Source organism: Thermococcus argininiproducens (assembly GCF_023746595.1).
Taxonomy (GTDB): domain Archaea; phylum Methanobacteriota_B; class Thermococci; order Thermococcales; family Thermococcaceae; genus Thermococcus_A; species Thermococcus_A argininiproducens.
In genome coordinates this window covers 1,814,386-1,839,263 of record NZ_CP080572.1, presented here as the reverse complement: position 1 = coordinate 1,839,263, position 24,878 = coordinate 1,814,386, and the positions used below count along the sequence as shown (strand labels likewise).

Sequence of the window (24,878 nt, the reverse complement as noted above, 5' to 3'; positions counted from 1 at the left end):
ATTTTTGTGTACTGTTGTGTAATTTATGGGCAAAGCTTATAAGATTAAGCTTCTTTTCTTAGATTAGCCTAAAAAATTTGAGGTGATGAAAATGACGATAAAAACTCCCCCCACTTTTAATGTTCCAGGTCTGGGCGCCGACCCTCTCACGCAAAGAATTAAAGAGAAAGAGAAACAGTGGAGATTTAGAATAGCAGTTTTAAGTGGCAAAGGCGGTGTCGGTAAATCAACAGTAGCCGTGAATTTAGCAGCAGCCCTCGCAAAGCAGGGATATTTTGTGGGAGTTCTTGATGCCGATGTACATGGGCCAAATATTGCCAAAATGCTTGGAGTTGAAAAAGCTGAAATTCTAGCTGAAAAGTTTGAAGATGGGCATTTTGAGATGATACCCCCAATGAATGACTTTTTTGGACAAACAACACCAATTAAAGTAATGAGTATGGGTTTTATGGTGCCTGACGATCAACCTATTATCTGGAGAGGAGCTCTGGTTACAAAGGCCATTAAACAACTTCTTGGTGATGTTAAGTGGGGAACTTTAGATTTCATGATAGTGGATTTTCCACCCGGAACTGGAGATCAAATTTTAACAGTTACTCAAACATTAAGTCTAGATGCTGCCATAATAGTTACCACTCCTCAAGAAGTGGCGTTACTTGACACTGGAAAAGCCGTGAATATGATGAAGCAGATGGAAGTTCCTTATGTGGCTGTTGTTGAGAACATGAGTTACTTAATATGCCCCCATTGTGGAAATAAGATTGATCTCTTTGGAGAAGGTGGTGGAGAAAAGCTTGCAGAAAAAGAAGGGGTAGACTTTCTCGGGAAGGTTCCTATTGATCTTAAGGCAAGAGAGGCAAGTGACAATGGCATACCCATAGTGCTTTTTGAAGAGACACCAGCAGCAAAAGCATTTATGGAGATTGCCCAAAAACTGGCTAGGAGGTTGGAGAAAAAAGAGGATGGAGATTAGTCTCTTACCCTTTTTGATAATTGACCGTGTCTCATGTAGGAACGATGAGGCTTTCAGGAGAGAAAAGTAAAATTTAAATTCATTATTTTTTATTACTCATCAAGGTATCATTTATAGGGTATAATTTTATCTGGTGGCGCCGATGAAAAAGATCCTGTCGATATTACTCGTAATATTGATACTTCCTCTAGTTTCTGCAGCAGAATTAAGTTTCTATCCAGATGAAAAGGCGTTTGAGGAGTTTCTTAATGATGAAAGGGGATATTATGTGGTTTCAGGGGAGAGTGAGTATTCTCAAGCCTGGGCAACATATTTAGATGCAAAACTCTCACGATTTAAAGAAAGGGGTCAAGAAGTTATCGTTCTTGTTGGAAACGTTTATGAAAACCCAAAAATGAAGGAGTTGTGGGAGTTAACAGGTCTTCCTTATGAGGCTTCATTGAACCCCTCAGTGATAGTCCTTGATAATGCAGTATTTTTTACTGGGAATGAGGAGAATATCTACTTAATCGAGGAACCATTTTCTCAAAAACATGCCTTTGAAATTAAAGAAATATATGGTGCTCTTTTAATTGTCTCCTTCTTGGTATTTTTATTTACATTTTTGTTTTCGAAGCATGGAAAGTACACCCATTTCTTCTATATTCTGGTGATAGCTCTCCTTGCATTATGGTTTTCTAACTCGGGTTTATTTACAATAAGTGAAACATTCTTGAAGTCAATTTTCCAAAATGCCCTCATTGGTCAGGAAAAAGGTTCTCTTCTAACATTATTCTTTAATCTTTATTTTAGGCTGTATTCTCCAACTGAAGAGGCAGTTTTAATTCTTCATTTATTCTTGATATTCTTGATAGCGACTTTACTCTTTTTCATTGCTCCAAAACCATATAGAGAGCTTGGGTTTGTTGTGTTTGGGTTAACTTTTGCTTCACCTACATTTAGGCATTCTTTGGAAACTTTTAATGGCTCAATATTTGAGATACTCTTTCTTGTTACTGTGCTGGCTATAGTATTGAATACAAAATTCATTGAAGAGGACTCTAAGTTAATAAAACAGATAATGATTTTATCAGTTATTACTGGATTTGGCGCATTAATTTGGCCTTATCTCTTATTAATCCCAGTTTTTATGTTTCTTGCACTTCCAACAAAATCAATGAAAAATTATCTATATTTGGGTCTTACTACGGCAATATTCCTTGCAGGTAGGAGTTATTTTAACGTTCCTCTCCCTGAATGGCCACTTGTTGTACGGTTTGATTATTTAATACTATTTATGAAAGAGGGCATTGTACAGATTATTTTAATTTCTTATGTTCTTTTCAGGTTTAGAAGATCAATACTAAGAATGAAAGGGGGTAAAGCACTACTACTTTGGCTTTTCCTGTCTCACTTGGTGCTTATGTTGGCAGTTCCTGAGGTGATACTTGCACTTATCTTGGTATCTTCTGGGCTTGCTGTAAGATTGATTACCGAGCTTTATCTAACTTGAAAACCCCCTTGCTCTAAAGATAGTCACTTGGGAATTTTATTGCCCCGAAGACTGCCGGTTTTAAATACGGCCCGATCTCTTTTATTATTCCTGGGGCTTGTGTGCCTTTTTTGAGAACTAGTAAAGTCTCCATTAATCCAAGTTCTTCTAAGCGTATTACATCTCGTGAATGGCCTGTTTCAATGAGAGCTTTTTCAACATTCTCACTCACTGTCCCAGCAATAAAAATCTTGTCGTGACCGTCATTCAACCATTTGTTTATCTTTGTGAGCTGTCTTCTTGTAAATTCTACTTCAATTTCTCTTGTTCCAAACTCTACCTTCTTTATCTCGACTTCAACTGGGAGATAATCTATCCACCCAAATTCTCTTATCATTCGCCTAACGGGTTTTTCTCCAAACGTGGACTTGAGGTAGTAAAGTGGAATGAGGGCATCCTTTGGAACAGGCGAGAAAATCCCTATATCAACATAAACACCATACCCTATTTTTCCTAGGTCAACAAAACGGCCTTTATATATTCTTCCTTCTTCGATAGCACTGAGTTTGTACGGAATTTCTCCAAATTCCTCCCTAATGAGGTTCGCAGAAACCTCCTTGTCTTCTCCTTCTAGGGATATTTTTGCCCATTGTCTTTGGGTTATACCTACTTTCCAAGAGATTTCTAAATCTCCAATAAGAGATTTAAGCTTCCTATTAAGCTTTTCAAAACCGCTTCGATCCCCATAAATTTTCTCAAGAATAACTATCTCCATGTTACCATCCCCGCAGTTCATTTATTTATCTAAAAAAATCAAGCTTTAAGCCCTAGTTCTTTTTCAAGTTTTTTTATCCTTTCTTGAAGTTCCTTCACAATTTCAGTGTTGTCATATTGCATAAGCATTTCTCCACATAGAGGGCATCTGAATTCATATTCCATGGCTTCATCAAAAGTTAACCTTGGATGTCCTGGAGTTCCGCAGTGGTAATAGATTTCTCTGGTTTCTTCATCAAGCACCTCTTTGAGTTTTTTAAGTTCTTGCATTTTTTTGGCTTTTATTATTTCAGGCAGTCTTTTTGTTTCAAGACGCCAGTAATAGTAGTACCATCCAGTATCCTTATCTCTGGTTCTTCTGAACTCTGCGAGCTGGTTGTCGTAGAGAGAATAGAGAATTTTGCGCACGGTATTTACTCTTATTCCAGTTACTTCAGCTAGTTCCTCGTCTGTAGCCTCACCTTTCTTTTCTAGAGCCTTGATTACCTCTATTGCCTCTTCTCCCCCGATTTCCTCTGCAAACTTCATGAGTTCCTTGTTTCTTTTTCTTGCCATAAATAAGCCCTCCAAATCATTGGATTTCATGCTAAAAATTAATTTTTCTGCTCTTTTAGGTAGCTCTATTTATATATTATGCCCCCTATAGTATATATAGGTTTTTGTCGAAAAAAGGAGGTTAATGTATAAAAAAGGACGTCAATTTAATCAGTAAAGTACTCATCAACAAGCTCTTTTGCCGAAGGTTTGTAAAGTTCCAAAACTTCAATATTCTCTATCACGTTTCCCTCTCTCAAAGTTAGCTTGACCTTTCCGCCATAAACTTGCAAATCGAGAAGACCATAAATAGCATCTTCAGCTTCCAAAGGGGTTTTGAACTTCATTATATATTCACCACTTTCATCAATGAGCTTAACCCAATACTCGTTTTTCCTTTTGAAGGGTCTAGTAACTTTGGGCTTAAACTTTTCAATTGTGATTTCCAATCAAGCCACCTCCATGATATCCTCGGGGTTTAGAGCACTTATTGTTCTTTTTATTGTTTATCTTTTTACTATTTTTAAGCCTTTGCCTGATGAGAACCATTATCTTTATTTATGCCCTTTTGTTATGAATAATCTAGGGAAGTACCATGCATGCTATTGAAGTCAGCAACTTAAAAAAACGCTATCCTAAAAAGATTCCTCTCCCGTTTAGGAAAGTAGAATGGGTTGAGGCAGTTAGAGGAATCAGTTTCAAGGTTAAGAAAGGTGAGCTCTTTGGTCTTCTTGGTCCTAATGGAGCAGGAAAGACAACCACAATAAAAATTCTCACCACTCTTTTAGAGCCAACAGAGGGTAATGCGAAGATCTTGGGTTATGACTTAAGAAAAGACGCTAGGGAAATTAGAAAGAGGATAAACCTCGTCGCAGAAGGAGAAAGAACCCTTTATTGGCGTTTGAGTGGTTATGAAAATCTCAAATATTTCGCAAGGATCTATTACGTGCCAAAAAGGGAGGAGAAAGAAAGGATTGAAAAACTTCTTAGGTTTGTTGGGCTGTGGGAGAGACGAAATGACTTGGTAATGAACTACTCTCGGGGAATGAAACAGCGCTTAGCAATAGCAAAGGCCCTGATAAATGATCCGGAAGTGCTCTTTCTGGATGAACCTACACTAGGGTTAGATGTTCAGAGTTCAATATTTGTCAGAGAATTCGTGAGAAAACTCGTTGACGAGGAGAGAAAGACCGTTCTTTTAACAACTCATTACATGGCTGAAGCAGAGCAGCTCTGTGATAGGATCGCCATAATAGACCATGGGAAAATAATAGCTCTTGACACACCAGACGGTCTTAAAAAATTAGTCAAAGCTGAAGATGCAGTTGAAATACGTCTTAAGGGCAGGATACCTAATGAAATTCCTTGGAGATTAGCAATTATCGAGAGGGATATAGAGAGTGATACTGCACTCCTTAGAGGAACCGTAGATGAAGAAGATTTGCCGAAACTCGTCGAGTGGCTTGTGAAAAGGGGTGCGAAGATAATAAGCGTCGAGCAAAAGGAGCCCACTCTTGAAGATGTGTTCATAAAGCTTACAGGAAGGGGGTTAAGGGATTGATACTCTCTGCAGTTATTGAAAAGGAGTTCAGAATGTTTTTTAGATATCCCCTTCGAGTTATAAGTTCTGTACTAGTTGGGCTAGTCTTTCTTTTACAGTTTGTATTTTTTGGCCAGGCGGTCCTTGGAGGAAGGTATTCTGCTTTATTAGAGGTTTCTACGGGCATGGGGGATTACCCCACATATGCTTTAATAGGATATGTTCTATGGTGGGTTTCAGTATCTCCGATGGAAGCTTATGTCTGGGGGGTGAGGAGAGAACTTCAAAGGGGAACTTTTGAAATGAATATTCTTTCACCAGCAAAAATGGTGGAATTATTGTCTAGTTTGGCCATGAGTTGGTTACTCATGGATTCAGTCCTTATGGGAGTAGTATTTGCAATTGGGATAGTGATATTTGATATTCCTCTTACATTTTCGGTTATTTTGAAGTCTCTTCCAATCATCTTTGCTTCGTTGGTTGCGTTTTTAGGATTTGGATTTGTATTTGCAGGTTTAGTTATGATGTTGAAAAACATAGGGCCATTTGCTCAGATATTTGAATTTGCCATGCTTTTCTTTTCAGGTGTGTTCTTTCCATTAAATGTGATGCCAAAAATTATGGTCGCTTTCTCAAAGATTTTTCCATTAACTCATGCTGCGTATATAGTAAGGGCTCTTTTTGTTGGAACGAGTTATGTTGAGCTTTTAGGAGAGATCAAGTGGCTTTTCTTTTTAATCCCACTATATTGGGGAATTGGTTATGCTCTTTTCAAGTGGGCCGAAAAAATCACTAGGGTGATTGGTTATGGGGGTTACTAGCGAACTTAAAGCCCTATATGGAGTTGCAGTAAAAAATTGGCGTATCTTCACAAGCTATAAACTCTGGTTAGTAAGTGATGTGATGTTTGGTTTCTTCTTCGTAGGCCAAGCCTTGTTAATAGGGATTGGATTAACCGGAGAGAGAAACTCTCCAGCACTTCAACAGCTTACGGGCTATGCAGATTACGTGACTTTTGCAGTGCTCGGCTTTATGGTTCTTGGGTTTGGGCTCACGTTTTTAAGTGGGTTTGTATGGAGTATTGTGGAAGAGTTGTATGCGGGCACGCTTGAATATTCATTCGCTGCTCCCATGAGAAGAATAACATTCTTTATGGGTAATGTTCTCACTAGAATTTTCTTATCTTTTTTGTACATGGGTATTTATATTCCAATTTTCACCTTGCTTTTTAACATTCGATTTGACTTTTTAAACTTCTTAAAGGCCATTCCATTTCTTTTAGTGGGTGCAGTTGGCATGATTGGATTAGGAATGACCGCCGCTGGGATAGTACTTTACTTAAAAGATCCAGGGCCATTTATCACAATACTTGAAATGTTGGTGTTTGCTTTAAGTGGTGCCATGTATCCTGTTTCTATACTTCCAAAGGGACTTCAAATCTTAGCAAAAATTCTCCCTTATGCTCCAACAAGCGAGGCTGTTAGAAAAATTGTTGCTTATGGTTATCTCAATTCGATAAGTGAGATCTCGTATCTTGTACTCCTTTCAGGGACATATGCAATTGTGGGATACTTAGTTTATAAATGGAGTGAAAGACAGGCCAGAATAGTAGGATTGAAGAGTTATTAAAAGGGAAGCTTTACATTAAGTTTCTTGGCGTTCTTTTTAATTTCCTCTAGAGGTATTATGGCTGTTCTGGCTCCAATCTTTTGAACTGTCAGATATGCTAAAAAAGTGCCTAAAGTTGCTGCATCTTTTAAGTTCCATCCATTAACCACTCCATAAATGAATCCAGCATCAAAGGCATCTCCTGCTCCAGTAGAATCAATGACCTCAGCACTTAGTCCTTTGACTTCAAAAACTTTCTCATTCTCATCCCTAATTAACGCCCCTCCACCGTTTAGGGTAATTATTAAATTTTTGGCTTTCACAATATGGACATTTTTCAAGCTTCCATATTTACGTTTGAACTCATCTTCGTTCATTAGGAGGTATGTTATCTTATTTTCTATGTGCTTGGGAACTTCTGCCTCTCCAATGTCTAGAAAAACAGGAATATCTCTCTCACAAGCAAATTCAACAACTTTTTCTATGAGCTTCTTTGGATTTGAAGACATGTGAATGTATTTCGCTTTTGATAAATATCTAAAGTCTACCTCTCGATAAGCATTTGCTCCTAAGTGCTTTACTATCCTTTTATCTTCGCCTTTTATCATGGATATTGCTATTCCAGAGTGCTCCTCTATAACTTTGATTCCGTTAACGTCAACACCTACTTTCTTAAAGTAGTTTATATGGGCCTCTCCAATCTCATCATTTCCGACTGCGCCAATAAATCCAACTTTAAGCCCCATTTGGGCAAGCCAAGAAGCCGTATTGCCGGCAGCACCTCCTAATCCAAAATGAGCACCTTTAGCTATGATCTTTTCATGAAATTCTGGGAATCTTTCAACTAAAAGCGTGATATCATAGTTAAGATTGCCTATTGCAATCACATCAAACATCCTTCCACCTCCACTGTTCTCTTATAGAGTCAGGAGATTTATACTTTTTCTATTCTTACTGTTCTATTATGTTCACTGTCGAACAAGGAAATACTTTTATACTTGTGGTATTTAATTCAAATGATTATCTAAACCTTTAGATTATGGGTGATATGCAATGGAAGATAGACTTGAAAAAGCTCTTGAATGGGCTCTTGAGAAATTTAAGCCAGAATACCTAGAGGTACGGTATGAGAATGTAAACAAAAATACTCTTGAGCTTAAGGATGGCACTTTTACAACTTTTGCTGGAAAGGACCAAATAGGCATTGCTGTAAGAGTTCTTGCGGATGGGGCTTGGGGTTTTGCTTCTACAAATAGGCTTGACAGGATTGAGATGGCTATAGGGAGTGCATACAAGCTTGCTAGGGCCACAGCAAAAGCAAAGAAGGAGAAAATCCAACTTGCAGAGGTTAAAACCTATGAAGATATTGTAAGGAGTAAGATGAAAATAAAGCCAAAAGAAGTTTCCATAGAAGAAAAAGTTGAAAGATTAGCTGAACTTGAGTCTCTCCTTAAAGCGGATAGTACTATTAAGTCTACATGGCTCAGGTATGAGGATGCAAGTGGGGAAAAGATTCTTCTCACAAATGAGGGGACTAAAATAAAATGGGAATTAAACTATGTATGGCAGTATGTATGGGCTACGGGTAAAGAAGGAGAAAGACTAGCAGCAGCCAGAGACGAAGTAGGGGCTGTGGATTATGGATGGGAGCTCTTCAGGGAGAGGGAACCCAATGAAGAGGTTGCAAAAAGAGTCATTAGAAAGGTTCATGCCCAGTTACAAGGGGTTGCACCTAAGAGGGGAGAATTTCCAATAGTTGCTGGTCCAATAATTGTAGGTCTCATAGCTCATGAAGCTTTGGGGCACTTAGCTGAGGCAGATTTGACAATAAATTCTCCATTCAAAGATCTTCTTGGAAAAGAGGTTGCTCCAGAATATGTAACAATGAGTGAGCGTATAGTTGAAGGTGGTTTTGGAAACGATAAGTATGATGATGAAGGGGTCCCGGTAAAAGACATTCACATCATTGAAAATGGTGTACTCAAGCAGATAATGTTAAACAGAGAATATGCCCACAAATGGGGTATGGAACCAAATGGTCACGCGAGAGCCGAAAACTATACTTATCCCCCAATAATAAGGATGCGTAATACTATTTTTGAACCAAGAGACTGGAATTTTGAAGAAATGATAGAAGATATTAAGTTTGGTTATTACGTTGTAGACTTCAGGGGAGGTCAAGCCCAGCTTAATTCAGCATTCCAAGTAGGAATTCAGGAAGGCTATGTGATAGAAAATGGAGAAATAACAAAACCAATTAGGGATACATCTATTAGTGGAATTGCAATTGAAGCCTTGAAGAAGATAAGTGCCGTAGGAAGAGATTTTGGCCTTGAAATGGGGAGATGTGGGAAAGGACAAGCAGCTTTTGTAAGTTCTGGCGGGCCTCATATGCGCTTTGATGGGGGAATAATAATCGGGTGATGGAAATGGAAGAGTTGATCAAGTACGGGGAAAAGTTTTTTGATGAGCTTGAAATTGCCATTTATAGAACTAGAGATGCAAGTGTAAATATTGAGCTTAATGAAGTTTCTACTTCGGCCCTTAGAGAAAGAGTAGTTACTATAATTAGAGGTCTGAAGGATAAAAGGCTTGGAGTTTCGATAGTTGATACCGATGATAAAAAAGCACTCAGAGACGCAATAGAGCGAGCATACAAGATGTCTAGGCTCAATAAGCCTGATGAAAAATGGGTTTCTCTCCCACTTCCAGGAAAATACAGAGCCCCGAGAAAAATGGATAAAGAAATTAAGGAAGTATCTCCCGATTGCTTCGTTGAACTGGCCAAGGAGAGTATAGATCAGGCTTTGCAGGAAGAGGGAGTCGTGGTTGCAGGTGGCGGAGGTGGTGCTGAATGGAGAGAAAGCTTAATAATGAATTCCAATGGTGTCAATGTGTTTCAAGAAGGTGGTGGAGCGTTCTTTTACATTGAACTCGTGGGAATGAAAGGAGGAAAAGTAACTCCCGGAATTTTTGACTTTGATGCAAGGCTTTCTCTTAACCTCGATGTAGAAAGTGTTGTAAAAAGTGCAGTTCAAAAAGTCAAATGGGCATTTAATGTAGAAAGAAGTAAAACGGAAGAAGCAAAAGTTATTTTGCAACCTTGGGCTCTCTCAAGTCTCTTGAATTATGCTTTCTTCCCAGCCTTTAGTGGCGAGAAGCTCATGAAAGGAACTACTCCGCTGATGAATAAACTTGAAGAAACAATTTCGAGTGATCTTTTAAACGTATATGATGATCCCTTGCATGAACTTAGTATAAATCCCATAATAGCGGATGATGAAGGAACACCAACGAGAAAGAATGTTCTTGTAGAGAAAGGGGTCTTTAAAGGTTTTATTTGGGATAACTATTGGGCAAATATCAAGGAAGTGAAAAGCACGGGAAATGGAAAAAGAAACTTTTCTACTGGAGGAATAGGAATAGCTCTTCACAATGTAGTGATTGAAAATGGGGAACAAGAGATTGAAGATATAATCGGCGAAATAAAGCATGGATACCTTGTAGACAGTTTCCAAGGAGCTCATTCGAGCAACCCAGATAATGGGAACTTTGCAGTGGTAGCAAATCCAGCATTCCTCATTGAAGATGGAGAGATAAAAGGGTCTACAGTCTTTATGATGAGTGGCAATATTTACGAACTATTGCCGAGCATCTATGCGATAAGTAAAGAACAAAAAGTTCTCCCCTTTGGTGGAAGCATGGTTGTGCCATCAGTAGCCTTTGAAAATGTTAGAATAGCAGGGAAGTAGGATATTTTATCCATCTAATTCTTTTTAAACCTTGTTTTCATTCTTTCATTATGTATGAGCTGACTGAAGAGTACAAGCTCAGAAAGATAACTAAATATGAGCTTGACATGGTGAATGAAAGGGAAGATCTTCTAATTATTCCTCCATCATCTAGAGCAGGGCCGTGCGGAAACGATTGTGTTTTCTGCTATTTGTTGCAGAATCCACCTCAAATGATTTATCGAGTAGCTAAACATGACACTCTAAATGACCCAGAGCTTGAAAAAAGGATAGCTTATGCAAGAAAAAACTATGATTTATGGATAAGGGTTACAGATACGTCTGCAAATGTTCGTTTTGATGAGAGGAGGATAGAAACTCTTTATAAAGCTGGTCTGGACGAGATCCAAATTTCTCTTCATACAACCAAAAGGAAAGTTAGAGTAGAACTTATGAGAAACAAAAATGCTGAAAAAATAATTGACCTTCTACCTAAAGTTGTGGAACATTTTAGGACGATCGCTGACATTATACTGGTACCCGGCTATAATGTTAGGGACATAGGGGAAATCCTTAGAAAATTGGACGAGTTTGGTGTTCATGAAGTTAGGTTGTTTCCAATTGGAGTTACAAGGTTTTCAAAAACGAGGCCTTTGAGTAAGGAGGAACTTCAATATGTCAAGAGAATTGTGGAAGAGGGACAAAAGAACCTTGATATTAAAATAGTGATCCCCCCGATATTTCAATCCCTCCTGGGAGAGTTCATGCTTCCATTTGAGCCATTTGAGATTGAAAGTGAGTTTCCAGTCTATATATTTACTGGTGAGCTGGCTTACCCAGAAATCAAAAGACTTTTCCCAAAACTCGAGGTAATCATGGTAAAAAATGAATTCTTTGGAGGCAATATAGGAACTGCTGGCCTATTGACAGCTCAAGACGTGCTTAGAGAAGTTAAGAAGCTTCCAGAGGTTGAACTGGGAGTTATATTCTTGCCTGAGTTGATGTTTTATGGGGATCTTACATTGGATGGGTGGAAAAAGAGCGACCTCTTTAACAAGATATTAGTAGAAAAGGGATATGTTGTGGAGACTGCTCTTGAGCCACAGGAGATTCCAAAAATGCTGGAGAGGTTTTAAATTTCCCCATTTTTGAAGCCTTATAGAGGATAATTTCATCAACATCTTTAAAAACTCCTTGAGAAACTCACTAACGGCGAGAAAAATAGAAAAAGGTGAGAGGATATGAAGAATCCATTTGAAAAAATGCCTACTATCCTTCTGGCGGATGAGATTATTGATAAAGCATTTAGGCGCGCTGAGAAGGCTGCATCTGCTTTCACTCCAAGGGGAAATATAGTAAGTAAAGCAAGGCAGAGAGAAGAGCTTAGAATAAGGACAGTTTCAAATGTTATTCGGGATAATCTTAGGAAGGTCCTAAATAGAACGCCTGGAGTCTCAACCCTTCCATCATTTTACCAAGAACTTTTAGATACTCTTGTAGATAAAAGAATGTTTCATAAGGCATTAGCATCAATAAATTGGGCCGTGAAGACCATTCGGACTCTTGAGGAGAGATACGTAGAGAAAGTGAGGTATTCCAGAGATCCCAAGGAAATTGCTCGATTAAGAAGGGAGTTCTATGGAAGGGTTGCAAGTATTTTAAAAGACATTAACGATAATCTGGAATATCTAAACAAGGCCAGAGACGTTCTAAAAGACATGCCAGTGATTGATCTTGATCTTCCCACTATAGTCATAGCAGGCCATCCAAACGTAGGAAAATCTACATTGTTAAGGAGGCTTACAAATGCGAAACCAGAGATTGCAACTTACCCCTTCACCACTAAGGGAATAAACGTTGGGCAATTCGAGGAACACTGGCTTAGGTATCAGGTTATAGACACACCTGGTCTTTTGGATAGACCCTTAAGTGAGAGAAACGAAATTGAAAGACAAGCTATCTTAGCATTAAAGCACCTTGGCAAATTGATAATCTACATCTTTGATCCAAGTGAATACTGTGGATATCCAATCGAGGAACAAATGCACCTTTTTGAGGAAGTTTACAGAGAATTTGGGGGTTTTCCATTTATAGTTGTGCTGAATAAGACGGATATTGCCAATGAGGATAAGATAAGGGAGGTAGAGGAGTTTTTAAGAGAGAGGGGTGTTGAATCTTTACGGATTGCAGCTGAGAAAGGTTTAGGAATAGAGGAGCTTAAAAAAAGAGTCATAAAAATAATAAAACCAGAGATGGAGGCTATTGTCCACAATATGGGCAGAATTGAAGGTGAATAGGTTTTAGAGCTCCACAATGTTCACATTTTTCTTTTAATGGGGTCCCACAGTTAGGGCAATGAAGGTAATCCTCCTTTATAGGGAAGCCACAGTTATAGCACTTATTCTGAGCTACCCTTCTTTTGTAAACTCTCTCGGGTTTGAAGTATTCTCTTCTTATGTAATAGAGTGCTAGCAAAGTTGCAAAGGCGCCAAAGAGGCTCAGACCTATAATCTGGATGGTATCCCATATAACTGAAAGGAGAAGATAGATGAGTAGTAATGAGGAGTAGCTTATCATGGAAAGTGTGTATATGTTTTTGTATCTTTTTAAGAGAAGGAAGGAGAGTATAAAGATTGGAAGGGCAAATAAAAGTTTTAATGCCAGAACTTTGAGCCTATATGCTTGGTAGGCCCTGGTATACTCGGTACTCGCTCTCATTGATAGTTCTTGGATTTTTGAATTGAGTTCTTCTAATTGATTGTGGATTTTTTCATAGGCACTTTTGGCCCCAAGATATTGAAAGTATGCTTTTTCATACTCTTCCTTGGCTTTTACATATTCATTTTTGAGGTCTTCTGTGACGTTTCCGTTTTCAAGAGCTACTCTATATTCCTCTCTCTTAAAGAGATAAACTCGCTCTGCCTCAGTTAGGACATCTTTTGTTTTTTGATAATCTTGAAAGAGTTCTCTATCTAATCCCATTAAACGAGTCTGGTTTTCAAGGAGAGTGTTTATACCATATTTTTCTTGGTAATAATTATAGTCCGGCCTCTTGGGGATATTTTCAAGCTCTCTAAGAAAGTTTATGCTTGCAATAAGAAGGAAGAGTACAAACAAACTAGCTAATATCTTTTCTATACGGGAGTATTCCACTTGTCTACACCTAAGTAAAAATATGTGTTCAAGGGATATAAAGGATTCGCAGAAAAAGAGAGAAATCAGGCACTTTCATCTTTTATAAGGACTGCATTCACAATGCCTTCTTGGCCAGGTCTTGAGGTCACTAGTGCTTTTCCGATTTCTGTTTGGATTATTGCACCTTTTGTGATAATGTTTCTTCTTACATATTGTCTGTTTGCTGGGTTCTCAACAACGCTGATTATCTTTACTTTCTTACCTTTTCCATTTTCAAAGACATTTGCATAGAGTGCCTTAACCAACCTGACCTTTCTGTTACCACCGTAGGTTCTTATGATCTTTCTTTCTTCCTTATCTTCAACTACCCTTGTAAATGCTGGTTCTCTTCCAAGCTCCCTTTTTCTCTTCTTTCTTGCAAATATGATTCTTCCACCTGAAGGTTTTTTGAGTGATCTTCCCTGCCAGATAGCCATAACTCTCACCTCATGATGATCTTAACCCTATGGGCATTTTAGAGATTTGCTTATAAATCTTTTCCCTTTCTCTCCAAAACTCTTAAAACGTTAACTCCCTTATTTTTTCTGGTGGTCAGAGTGGGGGCAGTAAATGCGTTTGGTAGGGCTATTATTACAATTACAAAAAATTTAAAGCTTTTAATAATACCTTTGATAGTTTCACTCCTCCTTAGTCCGTTTTCTGCTTACTTATTTAGGGAGACATCGGTTTTTGAGAACCTTTGGGGGGTCTCGGGAGGAAGTAATGAAAGTGTAATATTTGAGGAACATGGGAGCACTATTTCTGAAGAGGTTCTTAATGAAATGGCGGAATTTTTCAGACTCTTTTTAGTCTTTATGCTAGTATCATTACTACTTCAGGCCCTTAGTGAATATGCAATTGTAAAAGGGGCTCTTATGGTGGAGGATAACCAGACATATTCTCTTGTAGATTTAGTATACGAGGGGATACACCATGTTTTTCAGGTTTTCTTCGTTAATCTTCTGGTGGGAATAATAACTATCATTATACTTTTGGGTCCAATGCTCTTGTTTAGTGCACTTATAGTTCTCACAGGGAGTTCAGTATTAATGTGGCTCCTTTTGCTTGTGGAATTTCCATTGATTCTATTACTAGTGGCAGCAGGTTCAATGGCAGTACCGATTTATGTCATGAGTAACTCCATAACAGCTTCATTAAGTTGTTTTTCAATCGCTTTCAAAAACAAGCTTTCGTCAATTGGATTTGGTGCATTTTTGGTTGTTTCGGGGTTCCTCCTGTTAGCAGTTCCAGCTTCCTTCATTGGTTTGTTATTTTTGGGCAAAAGTGACTTCACAGCTAATTTGATATCAAATATTCTTCAATCACCATTCCAAGCATTAATACAAACTTTGATGGCGATTGGTGGGTTAATGCTTTATTTTGAGCTTACAAAGAAGGTAAAAAGCTTTGAAGAAGAAATAATGGAAGAATTTGGGCTTTAGCCATATCTTTTTTCTTTTGCTGCTTTGACTAAGCCCTTAAATACTGGAGCAGGTCTCATAGGTCGTGATTTAAATTCTGGGTGGAATTGGGTTGCGATGAAGTAGCTGTTAGTTGGAAGCTCAAGGATCTCCATTCTTCTTTTGTCATCTGCTGAAATCCCACTGAACACCAAACCTGCTCTTTCAAATTCTCTTACAAATTCGGGATTTACTTCCCATCTGTGTCTATGTCTTTCATAAATGAGCTCTTTTCCATAGAGTTTATGGGCTAGGGTTCCTTCTTTTATTTTTACGGGATAAGCTCCAAGACGCATTGTTCCTCCAAGTTTATCTATTTCTCGTTGTTCCGGAAGAAGATCAACCACTGGATATGGTGTCTGTGGGTTTATTTCTGTAGAATTTGCTTCTTCTAAACCAAGAACATGTCTTGCAAACTCCACCACCGTAAGCTGGAATCCAAAGCAAATTCCTAAGAAGGGTATGTCATTTTCTCTTGCATATTTTACAGCCATTATCTTTCCTTCGCTTCCTCTGGCGCCAAATCCACCTGGAACTATTATTCCATCCACTCCCTCTAGAAGTTTGAATCCTTCTTTCTCGAGGTCTTCAGCTTCAATCCATCTTATTTTTACCTTAACTTCATTTGCTATGCTTGAATGTTTTAGTGCCTCTTTAATGCTTAAGTAAGAATCAGCTAGCTTAACATATTTACCAACAATTCCTATCTCTACTTCTTCTTTCAAGTTCTTATACTTCTTTACCATTTCCTCCCAGGCCTTTAGGTCCGGTTCCTTCTCTTCAAGGCCAAGTCTCTTTGTGAGATATCTTCCCAAACCTTCTCTTTCAAGGAGTAATGGTACTTCGTATGTGTCTTCAACATCGTAAGCACTTATCACGGCCTCTTCAGGTACATTTGTAAAGAGACTTATCTTTCTCCTAGCTCCCTCCTCAAGGGGATCTTCACTCCTTGCTATTATTGCATCGGGTTGAATTCCTAGTGAGCGGAGTTCTTTAACGCTGTGTTGTGTGGGTTTGGTTTTTTGTTCTCCCACGACTTTAAGCTTTGGCACGTAAGTTACATGGACAAATGCTACATTGTCTCTTCCCTCTTCGAGTTGCATTTGTCTTGCAGCCTCGAGGAAAGGCATGCTTTCTATATCACCCACAGTTCCTCCGATTTCTACAACAACAATGTCGTACTCCTCTGCTATCTTCCTTATACGCTCTTTTATCTCATTGGTGATATGAGGAATGACTTGGACAGTGGCACCTAGATAGTCTCCTCTTCTTTCCTTCTCTATAACGGCAGAGTAAACCTTACCTGTGGTAATATTATGTTCAAAAGTTAGATTTGTATCCAGAAATCTCTCATAATTTCCTAGATCTAGATCAACTTCACCACCATCATCAAGAACAAAGACCTCTCCGTGCTGGTAGGGACTCATAGTTCCAGCATCATAGTTGAGATAGGGGTCTATCTTTATGTTTGTGGTTTTTAGTCCTCTGGACTCCATAAGCATTCCAAGTGAAGCACTCGTTATCCCTTTTCCAAGACCACTAACTACACCACCTGTTACAAAGATAAACTTTGCCATGTTTAAACCTCCAAAAGTTATGTTGTCTGTTGTCACAAAGAAGCTTAAAAGTTTTGTTTAGAAAAATCTAAAAACAATAAAATCCAAATTATAAACCCCCTCAAAAAAGTGGGGAATACAAATGGGGATCTAGAGAGTATTATTGTTATTAAGCTCGATCCCAACTTCTTTTTTCCCATTGTGGAGCTCTTTTATCTCAAAAACTTTTAATGGCACTTTCTTTAGAGCTTTTCCAACAACCGCTTTGGCTATCCTCTCTGCATGTTCAAGACTTTGAGCATTGAAAACTTTTAAAGTTAAATAAATTCCAACAAGACCTATATTTCCAATAACAAAAGCACTCTCAAACGGGGAACCACACACTGGACATTGAGAGTAGCCTATTTCCACCCTTACAAAGTCTAGTTTCTCCTTATTTAATGCTTTTGCTACTTTTGAAACCGCAACATTTATTGCATCGTCTGGACTTTCAACTTCTCTCACTATTATTGGAGCCTCAAGGATAACTACATAATCTCCCATTTTCCTCACCCGAATGCAAATAATCTGTCGTCTTCTCCTTTAAATACTCCCAGTCTTACTCCTGCATCGATAAAGCCATGCGCATAGTTTAAAGCAGCGAATGCTGTTACATAATCTCCTTTTTTGTAGTAGTATTCAGCATCGCTATAATAGCTTTTTGCCATAGTTAAAAAGTCTTGCGCCACAGCAAAAAGAGTGCTTTTTTCATGTACTGCTATTTCGAGCGTTTCAAGAGCTTTTCTTGTGATTTCAAAATATTTCTTCAGTTTTTCTTCGGTGATCTCTCGTTCCACCGATCTCGCCTCGCTTGGGAATATTTTAGAACCCTTATAAATCTTAGGTTTTATCCTCTGAAAAACATTTTCCTGGGCATGAAAAGTGAGTTGAAGACACAAGTTTTAAGCGAAAGATTTATATTTGGACTTTGACTTTAATGCTTTGGGCGGGCCCGTGGTCTAGATGGTTATGACGCCACCCTTACGAGGTGGAGGTCCGGGGTTCGAATCCCCGCGGGCCCACCAAAAAGATTAGACAGTATCTTCATCATTTTCACCTTCTCAGGGGACTATTTTGAGAGCTTATTCGTAAGAGTCGAGAATGTTAAAGCCCAAATAAGAAATCTGTTAGTAATAAACCTCCCATTCTATGAAATAGAGGACTTGAAGGCTTTTAAATTTGTTAGCAGTGTAAATTAATGTATAGCACTAACCAAAGCAATGGAAAAGTTGGGAAACTTTTTTCATTTTTAATAATCTCAGTCTACTCCACCTTTACTATCCTTTCATTTTGTTTATCCTTCTCTATTTGTTGGAGTGGATGTGTGAAGATAAAACTTTTTTAATTTTAAGAGAAAAGTTCTAGTTGGTGGGTTAATCATGAAGGTCGTGAAGACTGGATTGGATGATATAGATGCTATTTTGGGTGGTGGAATTATTGAGAGAGGAAACTTGTTAATAGTGTATGACAAGAGGTCATTAGGATGGATATTGGGTTTAAAGATACTCAAAAGTTTGATAGAGAAGGGTGCGATTGGAGTTATTCTTAACACAGCACTGCCAGTCTCAAAGCTTGAGTTAAGGTTGGAATGCGCAGGTTTTGATCTTCACAAAGCTGGAGAGGATGGGAAACTTTATGTAATTGATCTTTTTGGTTCTAAGTATGGAATTCCCTCTAAAAAGCCATATATAATCCAAATACCTGATTGGAGTGATGAAACTGGTATTGCAAAATTGATTAATGTGTATAAGAGATTGAGTTCTAGAATTCCCAAAGATGTATTGGTAGTGGGTCTTGTAGCTACTATGGAGGGAACCTATCATGAGTTTGGTTATAACATGATGGACAAGATAGTCAGAGCATCAACTGCGAGTTTGGAGAAGGAACCTTTAAATGCTCTTAAGATTGTTGCGATAACACTCCTAAATGCGAGCGCTGTTCCGGAACATGTCACTGCTTGGCTTTTTAGCCTGAGCGATCAAGTTATAGAATTTGTTTCTCATGTGGGTCCATCGGGTTTAGAGGAGACTATTTTAGTGCCTAAATCTGTGCTTCCAGCGTTTATACCACGCCATTACAGAATAAAAATGTCAAAAGAACAATTCATTAAACTCTTTTAGTGCTCTTTTTCACTTTGTTCACGATTATTGCGGTTATTGATAATTTTGTTGAGCTAAGGTTACTTTAAAGATACTCAATAGATCAGAAAATATTGTTGGAGTTTGCATTAATTCATAAGAGGTTGCACATGCTTTTTTCGTCTAAGAAGTCGTATTAAAATGCTTCATTATTATGTTAATTTAAGTGGGTCGTTTTTCCTTTTCTGGGAATTTCCACTTTCGACTGATTTTTGTTACTTGTTTAACGACTTCCCTATCGTTTTTTCCTTTGTCTAGGAGCTTTTCGAGAAAAGATATTAACTCGTCATAAGTACCCCTTTCAATTGGAAATGGAACTCTATCTTTCCCTCCAACGGCATAAGCGAACTTGAACGGATCCGGAGGATGAGTAACAGGATCCTTCCAAGAGGGGTGAACATCGTAAATTAATTCAAGAACCAAAGACAAAGCTCGTAGTGTACTTGGGCCAAGACCTTTTATGAGGAGTAACTCATCATAATTATCTACGCTTAGTTCTCTTGCTAATTCAAGGGCTCTTTTATTAAGTTCGAGTTTGCCGAAGCTTTGATATCTCTCAAATAGGGGTACAACTTTTCTCTTTTCATACGGTTTATAAAACAAAGGAGCATATCCCTTTGTGAGGGCTTCTACGCTCTTTATTTCACGTTCGATTTTAGTGGGATTTTCGGAGATTATATCTAAAAGGGTCTTTTGGTATTCTTTTGCTTCTTTGGCAATAGTGTTAAGGGCATAGTTACTTTGTATTCCGCTTATTCCGTTGTGTGGCTCTAAAGTAAATGACTTGATTTTTTCAGAGAACCAGTGATATCGCCGAGCAAGTTTGACTTGGGGATTCATACCCTGTTGTACTATAGCCCATCTTCCCTCTTGGTCTACAAAAAAGACATGATGATAAAGTTGATATCCATTCTGGAGAGCAACACTATCAACTTTGGCAACGAGTTTTGATGTTCTTATGTATTCGTTGGGATTTAGATCATAGACTTTGCTTATTTGCTCAAGTTCGTGTGGAGTATTTCTGCTTTTTGCCCCTTTTCCACCAGCAGCTTTTATCCCTAACTCTTCTTTTGAAAGAATTTCTTTTAGAATACCTGCTGTAACTGTAGTGCTTCCTGAAGAATCCCAATCCATTCCAATTAGATTGTTAAGCGCTTGGAACCATATAGGGTCTGCTAACCTTTCAAGAACACCCTGAGTGCCATATTCATCTATAAGAAGCTTTATCATAATGTTGGCCAGTCTTTTCATCCTTAGGGCAAGCCATCTGGGGACATGCCCCCCGTGTAGGGGAAGTTCTGCAATACCTCGTCTCATCAATTGGGAGTTTGTCATCTATATATAAAAAACTTGAGATAATTTAATAAATCTCTATGCGAAGTGATTTCTGCTATGAGAGAGAAACCTAGAACATTACCTCCAACACTAAGGGACAAGTATCGGTATATAGCGTTCCAGGTTATTGGAGAAAGACCCTTCAAAAAAGATGAAATAAAGAGAGCAATATGGGATGCTGCCCTCAGAACTCTAGGGGAACTTGGGACAGCAAGAACAAAACCTTGGTTTATAAAATTTAATGAAAAAACTCAAACAGGTATTGTTAGGTGTGATAGAGAATATGTTGAAGAGCTTCGCTTTGCATTCTCCTTGGTGACTGAAATAAATGATTCTAAAGCTATTATAAGAAGTCTTGGTGTTTCGGGTACTATAAAAAGACTTAAAATCAAATTCTTGCGAGAGTTCGGATGGAAATGAAAGATGGGAAAAAATTTAATTATCTTCACTTAAAATATCTAAAATCGGAGAGTATATAAAGGGAGTGAAGAAATCTCTAACATAACCAGATTACGATAACTTTAGAGGTGATGGAAAATGGCATTTGTACCGCCACAAGCCGGGTATGATAGGGCAATAACAGTTTTCAGTCCTGATGGAAGGCTTTTCCAGGTCCAATATGCAAGAGAGGCTGTTAAGAGGGGCGCTACTGCAGTAGGAGTGAAGTGTAAAGATGGTGTCGTTTTAGCTGTAGAAAAGAGAGTCACGAGTAAACTCATAGAACCAGAGAGTTATGAAAAGATCTTCCAAATTGATGAACACATAGCAGCGGCTTCAAGCGGTATAATAGCTGATGCTAGAGTTCTTGTGGATAGAGCTCGTTTAGAAGCTCAAATTCATCGGTTAACCTATGGTGAGCCCGTCCCGCTAACAGTTCTTGTTAAAAAGATATGTGACTTAAAGCAGATGCACACCCAATATGGTGGTGTTAGACCCTTTGGTGCAGCTCTTTTAATGGCAGGTGTAAATGAAAAGCCAGAGTTATTTGAAACCGATCCAAGTGGGGCTTATTTTGAATGGAAAGCTGTGGCAATAGGAAGTGGCAGAAACACTGCAATGGCGATTTTTGAGGAAAAATACAAGGATGATATGACTCTTGAAGAGGCTATTAAGCTAGCAGTTTTGGCACTTTCAAAGATAATGGAAGAACCCACTCCAGAGAACATTGAAGTTGCAGTGATTACAGTGGAAGAGAAAAGATTCAAGAAAATAAGTCCAGAAAAAGTAGCCAAATGTCTTGAAGAGGCTTTAAAGGAAGCTGAGGCAGAAGAAGTCCCAGAGAAAGAGGAGGACTATAGTGAATTGGATAGCAACTACTGAGGTGGTTGATAATGCCAGTAAGTCTCGACAAAGCAGTGATAGCTCGATTGAAAACACATGGAGAAATTTTTGAGATATTAGTGGATCCTTATTTGGCTAGAGACTTCAAAGAAGGCAGAGAAGTTCCTGTAGAGGAGATTCTTGCTACCCCTTATATTTTTAAAGATGCCCATAAGGGAGATAAAGCAAGTGAACATGAAATGGAGAAACTTTTTGGAACAAGTGATCCATATGAAGTTGCAAAAATAATTCTTCGAAAGGGAGAAGTTCAGCTTACAGCAGAGCAGAGAAGACAAATGCTTGAGGAGAAGAAAAGACAGATAGCCATGATAATTCACCGACATGCAGTTGATCCGAGAACTGGCTATCCTCATCCTCCTGAGAGGATTCTCAAAGCAATGGAAGAAGTAGGAACTAGGGTGGACATATTTAAAGATGCAGAGACACAGGTTCCAGATATAATAAAGGCCTTGAGAAGGGTTTTACCATTGAAGATTGAGACTAAAGTAATAGCAGTTAAGATACCATCAGAATATACAGGGAAAGCTTATGGAGAAGTAAGAAAATTTGGAAGAATAAAGAGAGAGGAATGGGCAAGCGATGGCTCTTGGATGTTTTTAATTGAAATTCCTGGGGGAATTGAAGAAGAATTTTATGAGAAACTGAATGCCCTTACAAAGGGCACAGTTGTAACTAAACTTATAGAGAGGAAGGGACTATGAGGAAGATTTTTGTAAAAAATAAGGATTTAGTGGTTCCAGGGACACTTTTGGCACAAGGACCGTTCAAACATGGAAGAGGTACTTTTAAAGAAGGCAGTAGAATATACTCAACCGTTGTTGGATTGGTTAGGGTGTCAAATGACACTGTGTCAGTAGTACCTCTTGAGGGCCCGTATATACCAGAGGTCGGAGATTCAGTAATTGGCAAAATAATTGATGTAAAGTTCTCAAACTGGATTGTTGACATCGGTGCGCCCTATCAAGCTGGACTTAGGATACAAGACGCTGTAGAAGGAAGAGTTGATATTTTGAAGACTGATTTGAGGAAAATATTTGATATAGGGGACATAATATACGCGAAAGTAAAAGCGTTTAATGAGATTAATCAGATTGATCTGATGACAAAAGGGATGCCCTTTAGTGGTGGGCCGTTGAAAGGAGGCCAACTAGTGAAAATAACCCCCTCAAAGGTTCCTCGTTTGATAGGAAAAGGTGGTTCAATGATAAACCTGATAAAGAATCTTACAGGGACCAGAATTATAGTAGGACAGAATGGATGGGTTTGGGTCAGTGGAAGGAAAGAGGAACTTGAAAAATTGGCCATAGAAGCCATCCTTAAAGTAAACAGAGAAAGTCACACTCAAGGATTGACAGATAGGGTTAAAGAAATGCTGCTTCAGAGATTAAACGAACTTAAAGAGCAAGGGATTATTGAAGAAGTCCCTCAATTAAAAGAAGGTGAAGAGGAATGATGGGAAAACCGGAAGGGCTTAAGCTTATTGATGAGAATGGATACAGAATTGATGGAAGGAAAAAGTATGAACTTAGGAAAATAAAAATGGAAGTTGGAGTCCTTAAAAGTGCGGATGGTTCTGCCTATGTTGAGTGGGGAAAGAATAAAGTAATGGCTGCTGTTTATGGGCCAAGAGAGATTCATCCAAAACATCTTCAAAAACCGGATAGAGCTATTCTGAGGGTAAGATATAACATGGCACCATTTAGTGTTGAAGAGAGAAAAAAGCCGGGACCAGATAGGAGAAGTGTGGAGATAAGTAAAGTCATAAGAGGTGCCCTAGAACCAGCAGTTATTCTCGAGCTTTTCCCAAGAACATCAATAGATATCTTTATAGAAGTTCTTCAGGCCGATGCTGGAACTAGGGTGGCAGGGATTACAGCAGCTTCGCTTGCATTGGCTGATGCAGGAATTCCAATGAGAGATCTTGTTGCAGCATGCGCTGCGGGAAAGATCGATGGTGAGATAGTACTGGATCTCAACAAGGAAGAGGACAATTATGGAGAAGCTGATGTGCCAGTGGCGATAATGCCAATAAAGAATGACATAACTCTACTTCAAATGGATGGTTATCTAACAAAAGATGAATTCCTTGAAGCCGTGAGACTTGCAATAAAAGGCGCGAAAGCAGTTTATCAGAAACAAAGAGAGGCCCTAAAGGAAAAGTATCTCAAAATAGCACAAGAGGTAGGTGAGTGAAATGGAAGTAATGGCATCAATAATGAAGGATCATATCTTGCAGCTTCTAAAAGAGGAGAAGAGAATAGATGGAAGGGGATTGGAGGACGCTAGGCCCTTAACGATTGAGACAGATGTTATAGAAAAAGCAGAAGGTTCTGCTCTTGTAAAACTTGGAGACACTCAGGTACTTGTTGGCATAAAAGTTGATTTGGGTGAACCATTCCCAGATTTGCCAAATATGGGTGTAATAACCACTAACGTTGAATTTGTCCCATTAGCTTCACCCACTTTTGAGCCAGGTCCACCCGATGAGAGAGCAATAGAACTCGCAAGAGTTGTGGACAGAGGAATAAGAGAAAGCCAAGCAATTGACCTGGAGAAACTTGTCATAGTTCCTGGAAAACTTGTTAGAGTAGTCTTCATAGATGTTCATGTGTTGGATCACGATGGAAATCTTTTGGATGCCTCAGGAATTGGTGCAATTGCGGCATTGTTGAGTGCAAAGATTCCGAAAGTAGAGTATAATGAAGAAACTGAGGAAGTTACAACACTAGATGAGTATGAAAAACTTCCAGTAACAAAGATCCCAATTCCAGTAAGCTTTGCAAAGATAGGAAACACCCTAGTTGTGGATCCAAACTTTGAAGAAGAGCAAGTTATGGATGGAAAGTTGACAATAACCACAGATGAAAATGGGTATATCTCTGCAGTTCAAAAGAGTGAAGGCGGGAGTTTTAAGCTTGAAGAAGTAGTGTATGCTGTAGACACCGCATACAAAAAAGCAGAAGAAATTAGAGAAAAAATCCTTGAGGCAATAAAGAAAGAATAAGCAACGTTTCCTTTTCTTTTGAATTTTTACGGTTAAGTATTTTTCCTTTCACATCAGAGGAAGTGAGGGAGAATTTTAACTTATATTCTTTCAAGAAAAGATTTATAAACTAAACTCTGGTTTTTTAGTTGGGTTTAGGAAAAGTCTTTTAAATAAACTCTCTCAATACCCTTCAGCTTAAGATCATTAGGGGTGATGAT

Annotated in this window: 27 protein-coding genes and 1 tRNA gene; 18 read left to right on the top strand and 10 right to left on the bottom strand. The window is 38.6% G+C overall.

The annotated features are described in order from the left end of the window. Positions 1 to 91 precede the first annotated feature (91 nt). Entirely contained in the window at positions 92 to 973 is an 882-nt protein-coding gene (locus K1720_RS10015; RefSeq protein WP_251949076.1) for an Mrp/NBP35 family ATP-binding protein, read from the top strand. A gap of 142 nt (positions 974 to 1,115) precedes the next feature. After that, positions 1,116 to 2,465: a hypothetical protein gene (locus tag K1720_RS10010; protein ID WP_251949075.1), complete on the top strand. Its 1,350-nt coding sequence runs from the start codon at positions 1,116 to 1,118 to the stop codon at positions 2,463 to 2,465. A gap of 13 nt (positions 2,466 to 2,478) precedes the next feature. Here the strand turns inward: K1720_RS10010 and K1720_RS10005 are convergent, their stop codons facing one another. From K1720_RS10005 to K1720_RS09995, 3 genes are all read right to left on the bottom strand, one after another. Next, the gene (locus tag K1720_RS10005) at positions 2,479 to 3,219 is read right to left on the bottom strand and encodes a DUF2110 family protein (RefSeq protein ID WP_251949074.1); all 741 of its coding nucleotides are present in this window, start codon (positions 3,217 to 3,219) and stop codon (positions 2,479 to 2,481) included. Between the two features lie 38 nt (positions 3,220 to 3,257). Further along, positions 3,258 to 3,803 carry a transcription factor E gene (tfe, locus tag K1720_RS10000; RefSeq protein ID WP_256468517.1) on the bottom strand — a complete coding sequence of 182 codons (546 nt, stop codon included), beginning with the start codon at positions 3,801 to 3,803 and terminating at the stop codon, positions 3,258 to 3,260. Positions 3,804 to 3,919: 116 nt separating this feature from the next. Then, positions 3,920 to 4,201, bottom strand: coding sequence for a hypothetical protein (locus K1720_RS09995; protein ID WP_055284039.1), 282 nt, complete (start codon positions 4,199 to 4,201; stop codon positions 3,920 to 3,922). A gap of 146 nt (positions 4,202 to 4,347) precedes the next feature. Here K1720_RS09995 and K1720_RS09990 point away from each other — a divergent pair, with 146 nt between their 5' ends. Genes K1720_RS09990 through K1720_RS09980 form a run of 3 tightly spaced genes read left to right on the top strand, consistent with a single transcriptional unit; the run spans position 4,348 to position 6,921 of the window. Then, positions 4,348 to 5,313, top strand: coding sequence for an ABC transporter ATP-binding protein (locus K1720_RS09990; protein WP_251949072.1), 966 nt, complete (start codon positions 4,348 to 4,350; stop codon positions 5,311 to 5,313). Further along, complete coding sequence (locus tag K1720_RS09985) at positions 5,310 to 6,113, top strand: ABC transporter permease (protein WP_251949071.1); 804 nt, start codon at positions 5,310 to 5,312, stop codon at positions 6,111 to 6,113. The genes K1720_RS09990 and K1720_RS09985 overlap by 4 nt, the downstream gene beginning before the upstream one ends. Continuing rightward, positions 6,100 to 6,921 carry an ABC transporter permease gene (locus K1720_RS09980; RefSeq protein WP_251949070.1) on the top strand — a complete coding sequence of 274 codons (822 nt, stop codon included), beginning with the start codon at positions 6,100 to 6,102 and terminating at the stop codon, positions 6,919 to 6,921. The genes K1720_RS09985 and K1720_RS09980 overlap by 14 nt, the downstream gene beginning before the upstream one ends. Here K1720_RS09980 and K1720_RS09975 read toward each other — a convergent pair. Next, the gene (locus tag K1720_RS09975; RefSeq protein WP_251949069.1) at positions 6,918 to 7,796 is read right to left on the bottom strand and encodes an ADP-dependent ribose-1-phosphate kinase; all 879 of its coding nucleotides are present in this window, start codon (positions 7,794 to 7,796) and stop codon (positions 6,918 to 6,920) included. The genes K1720_RS09980 and K1720_RS09975 overlap by 4 nt on opposite strands. A 157-nt stretch (positions 7,797 to 7,953) precedes the next feature. Here K1720_RS09975 and K1720_RS09970 point away from each other — a divergent pair, with 157 nt between their 5' ends. The 4 genes from K1720_RS09970 (at position 7,954) to K1720_RS09955 (ending at position 12,928) form a co-directional block, all read left to right on the top strand. Further along, complete coding sequence (locus K1720_RS09970) at positions 7,954 to 9,324, top strand: TldD/PmbA family protein (protein WP_251949068.1); 1,371 nt, start codon at positions 7,954 to 7,956, stop codon at positions 9,322 to 9,324. Positions 9,325 to 9,329: 5 nt separating this feature from the next. Next, positions 9,330 to 10,652: a TldD/PmbA family protein gene (locus K1720_RS09965; protein WP_251949067.1), complete on the top strand. Its 1,323-nt coding sequence runs from the start codon at positions 9,330 to 9,332 to the stop codon at positions 10,650 to 10,652. A 50-nt stretch (positions 10,653 to 10,702) separates the two neighbouring features. Beyond that, positions 10,703 to 11,767, top strand: a complete 1,065-nt coding sequence (locus K1720_RS09960; RefSeq protein ID WP_251949066.1) for a DUF512 domain-containing protein — start codon at positions 10,703 to 10,705, stop codon at positions 11,765 to 11,767. A 105-nt stretch (positions 11,768 to 11,872) separates the two neighbouring features. Then, positions 11,873 to 12,928, top strand: a complete 1,056-nt coding sequence (locus tag K1720_RS09955) for an NOG1 family protein (RefSeq protein WP_251949065.1) — start codon at positions 11,873 to 11,875, stop codon at positions 12,926 to 12,928. On the opposite strand, the gene K1720_RS09950 is transcribed toward K1720_RS09955, so the two are convergent. Together K1720_RS09950 and K1720_RS09945 are read right to left on the bottom strand one after the other, a co-directional pair. Next, entirely contained in the window at positions 12,891 to 13,784 is an 894-nt protein-coding gene (locus tag K1720_RS09950; protein WP_251949064.1) for a zinc ribbon domain-containing protein, read from the bottom strand. The genes K1720_RS09955 and K1720_RS09950 overlap by 38 nt on opposite strands. A 65-nt stretch (positions 13,785 to 13,849) precedes the next feature. After that, positions 13,850 to 14,242, bottom strand: a complete 393-nt coding sequence (locus K1720_RS09945; protein ID WP_251949063.1) for a 30S ribosomal protein S8e — start codon at positions 14,240 to 14,242, stop codon at positions 13,850 to 13,852. 111 nt (positions 14,243 to 14,353) lie between these two features. Here K1720_RS09945 and K1720_RS09940 point away from each other — a divergent pair, with 111 nt between their 5' ends. Continuing rightward, positions 14,354 to 15,247 (top strand): hypothetical protein, encoded by an 894-nt coding sequence (locus K1720_RS09940; protein WP_251949062.1) that lies wholly within the window; start codon positions 14,354 to 14,356, stop codon positions 15,245 to 15,247. On the opposite strand, the gene pyrG is transcribed toward K1720_RS09940, so the two are convergent. The 3 genes from pyrG to K1720_RS09925 all read right to left on the bottom strand — a co-directional run bounded on the left by pyrG (position 15,244) and on the right by K1720_RS09925 (position 17,657). Further along, positions 15,244 to 16,842, bottom strand: a complete 1,599-nt coding sequence (gene pyrG, locus K1720_RS09935; RefSeq protein WP_251949061.1) for a glutamine hydrolyzing CTP synthase — start codon at positions 16,840 to 16,842, stop codon at positions 15,244 to 15,246. The two genes, K1720_RS09940 and pyrG, sit on opposite strands and share 4 nt — an antisense overlap. A gap of 129 nt (positions 16,843 to 16,971) precedes the next feature. Then, positions 16,972 to 17,364: a DUF555 domain-containing protein gene (locus K1720_RS09930; RefSeq protein WP_251949060.1), complete on the bottom strand. Its 393-nt coding sequence runs from the start codon at positions 17,362 to 17,364 to the stop codon at positions 16,972 to 16,974. A 5-nt stretch (positions 17,365 to 17,369) separates the two neighbouring features. Further along, complete coding sequence (locus K1720_RS09925; RefSeq protein WP_251949059.1) at positions 17,370 to 17,657, bottom strand: DUF357 domain-containing protein; 288 nt, start codon at positions 17,655 to 17,657, stop codon at positions 17,370 to 17,372. 151 nt (positions 17,658 to 17,808) lie between these two features. On the opposite strand from K1720_RS09925, the gene K1720_RS09920 reads away from it, so the two are divergent. Then, positions 17,809 to 17,885: transfer RNA gene (locus K1720_RS09920), tRNA-Val, on the top strand. Between the two features lie 354 nt (positions 17,886 to 18,239). Further along, on the top strand, positions 18,240 to 18,980 hold the full coding sequence (locus K1720_RS09915) for an ATPase domain-containing protein (protein WP_251949058.1): 741 nt from the start codon (positions 18,240 to 18,242) through the stop codon (positions 18,978 to 18,980). Positions 18,981 to 19,160: 180 nt separating this feature from the next. On the opposite strand, the gene K1720_RS09910 is transcribed toward K1720_RS09915, so the two are convergent. Beyond that, positions 19,161 to 20,318, bottom strand: a complete 1,158-nt coding sequence (locus tag K1720_RS09910) for a DUF763 domain-containing protein (protein ID WP_251950706.1) — start codon at positions 20,316 to 20,318, stop codon at positions 19,161 to 19,163. Between the two features lie 72 nt (positions 20,319 to 20,390). Here K1720_RS09910 and K1720_RS09905 point away from each other — a divergent pair, with 72 nt between their 5' ends. The 6 genes from K1720_RS09905 to rrp42 all read left to right on the top strand — a co-directional run bounded on the left by K1720_RS09905 (position 20,391) and on the right by rrp42 (position 24,678). After that, complete coding sequence (locus K1720_RS09905; RefSeq protein ID WP_251949057.1) at positions 20,391 to 20,753, top strand: ribonuclease P protein component 2; 363 nt, start codon at positions 20,391 to 20,393, stop codon at positions 20,751 to 20,753. A 117-nt stretch (positions 20,754 to 20,870) separates the two neighbouring features. Next, on the top strand, positions 20,871 to 21,653 hold the full coding sequence (gene psmA / locus K1720_RS09900) for an archaeal proteasome endopeptidase complex subunit alpha (RefSeq protein ID WP_055283920.1): 783 nt from the start codon (positions 20,871 to 20,873) through the stop codon (positions 21,651 to 21,653). Between the two features lie 11 nt (positions 21,654 to 21,664). Beyond that, on the top strand, positions 21,665 to 22,375 hold the full coding sequence (locus K1720_RS09895) for a ribosome assembly factor SBDS (RefSeq protein ID WP_251949056.1): 711 nt from the start codon (positions 21,665 to 21,667) through the stop codon (positions 22,373 to 22,375). Then, entirely contained in the window at positions 22,372 to 23,127 is a 756-nt protein-coding gene (gene rrp4, locus K1720_RS09890; protein WP_251949055.1) for an exosome complex RNA-binding protein Rrp4, read from the top strand. The genes K1720_RS09895 and rrp4 overlap by 4 nt, the downstream gene beginning before the upstream one ends. Continuing rightward, positions 23,124 to 23,867 (top strand): exosome complex exonuclease Rrp41, encoded by a 744-nt coding sequence (gene rrp41, locus K1720_RS09885; protein ID WP_055283926.1) that lies wholly within the window; start codon positions 23,124 to 23,126, stop codon positions 23,865 to 23,867. Before rrp4 ends, rrp41 begins: the two co-directional genes overlap by 4 nt. A 1-nt stretch (position 23,868) precedes the next feature. Beyond that, a complete protein-coding gene (gene rrp42, locus K1720_RS09880) occupies positions 23,869 to 24,678 on the top strand; it encodes an exosome complex protein Rrp42 (RefSeq protein WP_251949054.1) in 810 nt (269 codons plus the stop codon). Positions 24,679 to 24,878: the final 200 nt, after the last annotated feature.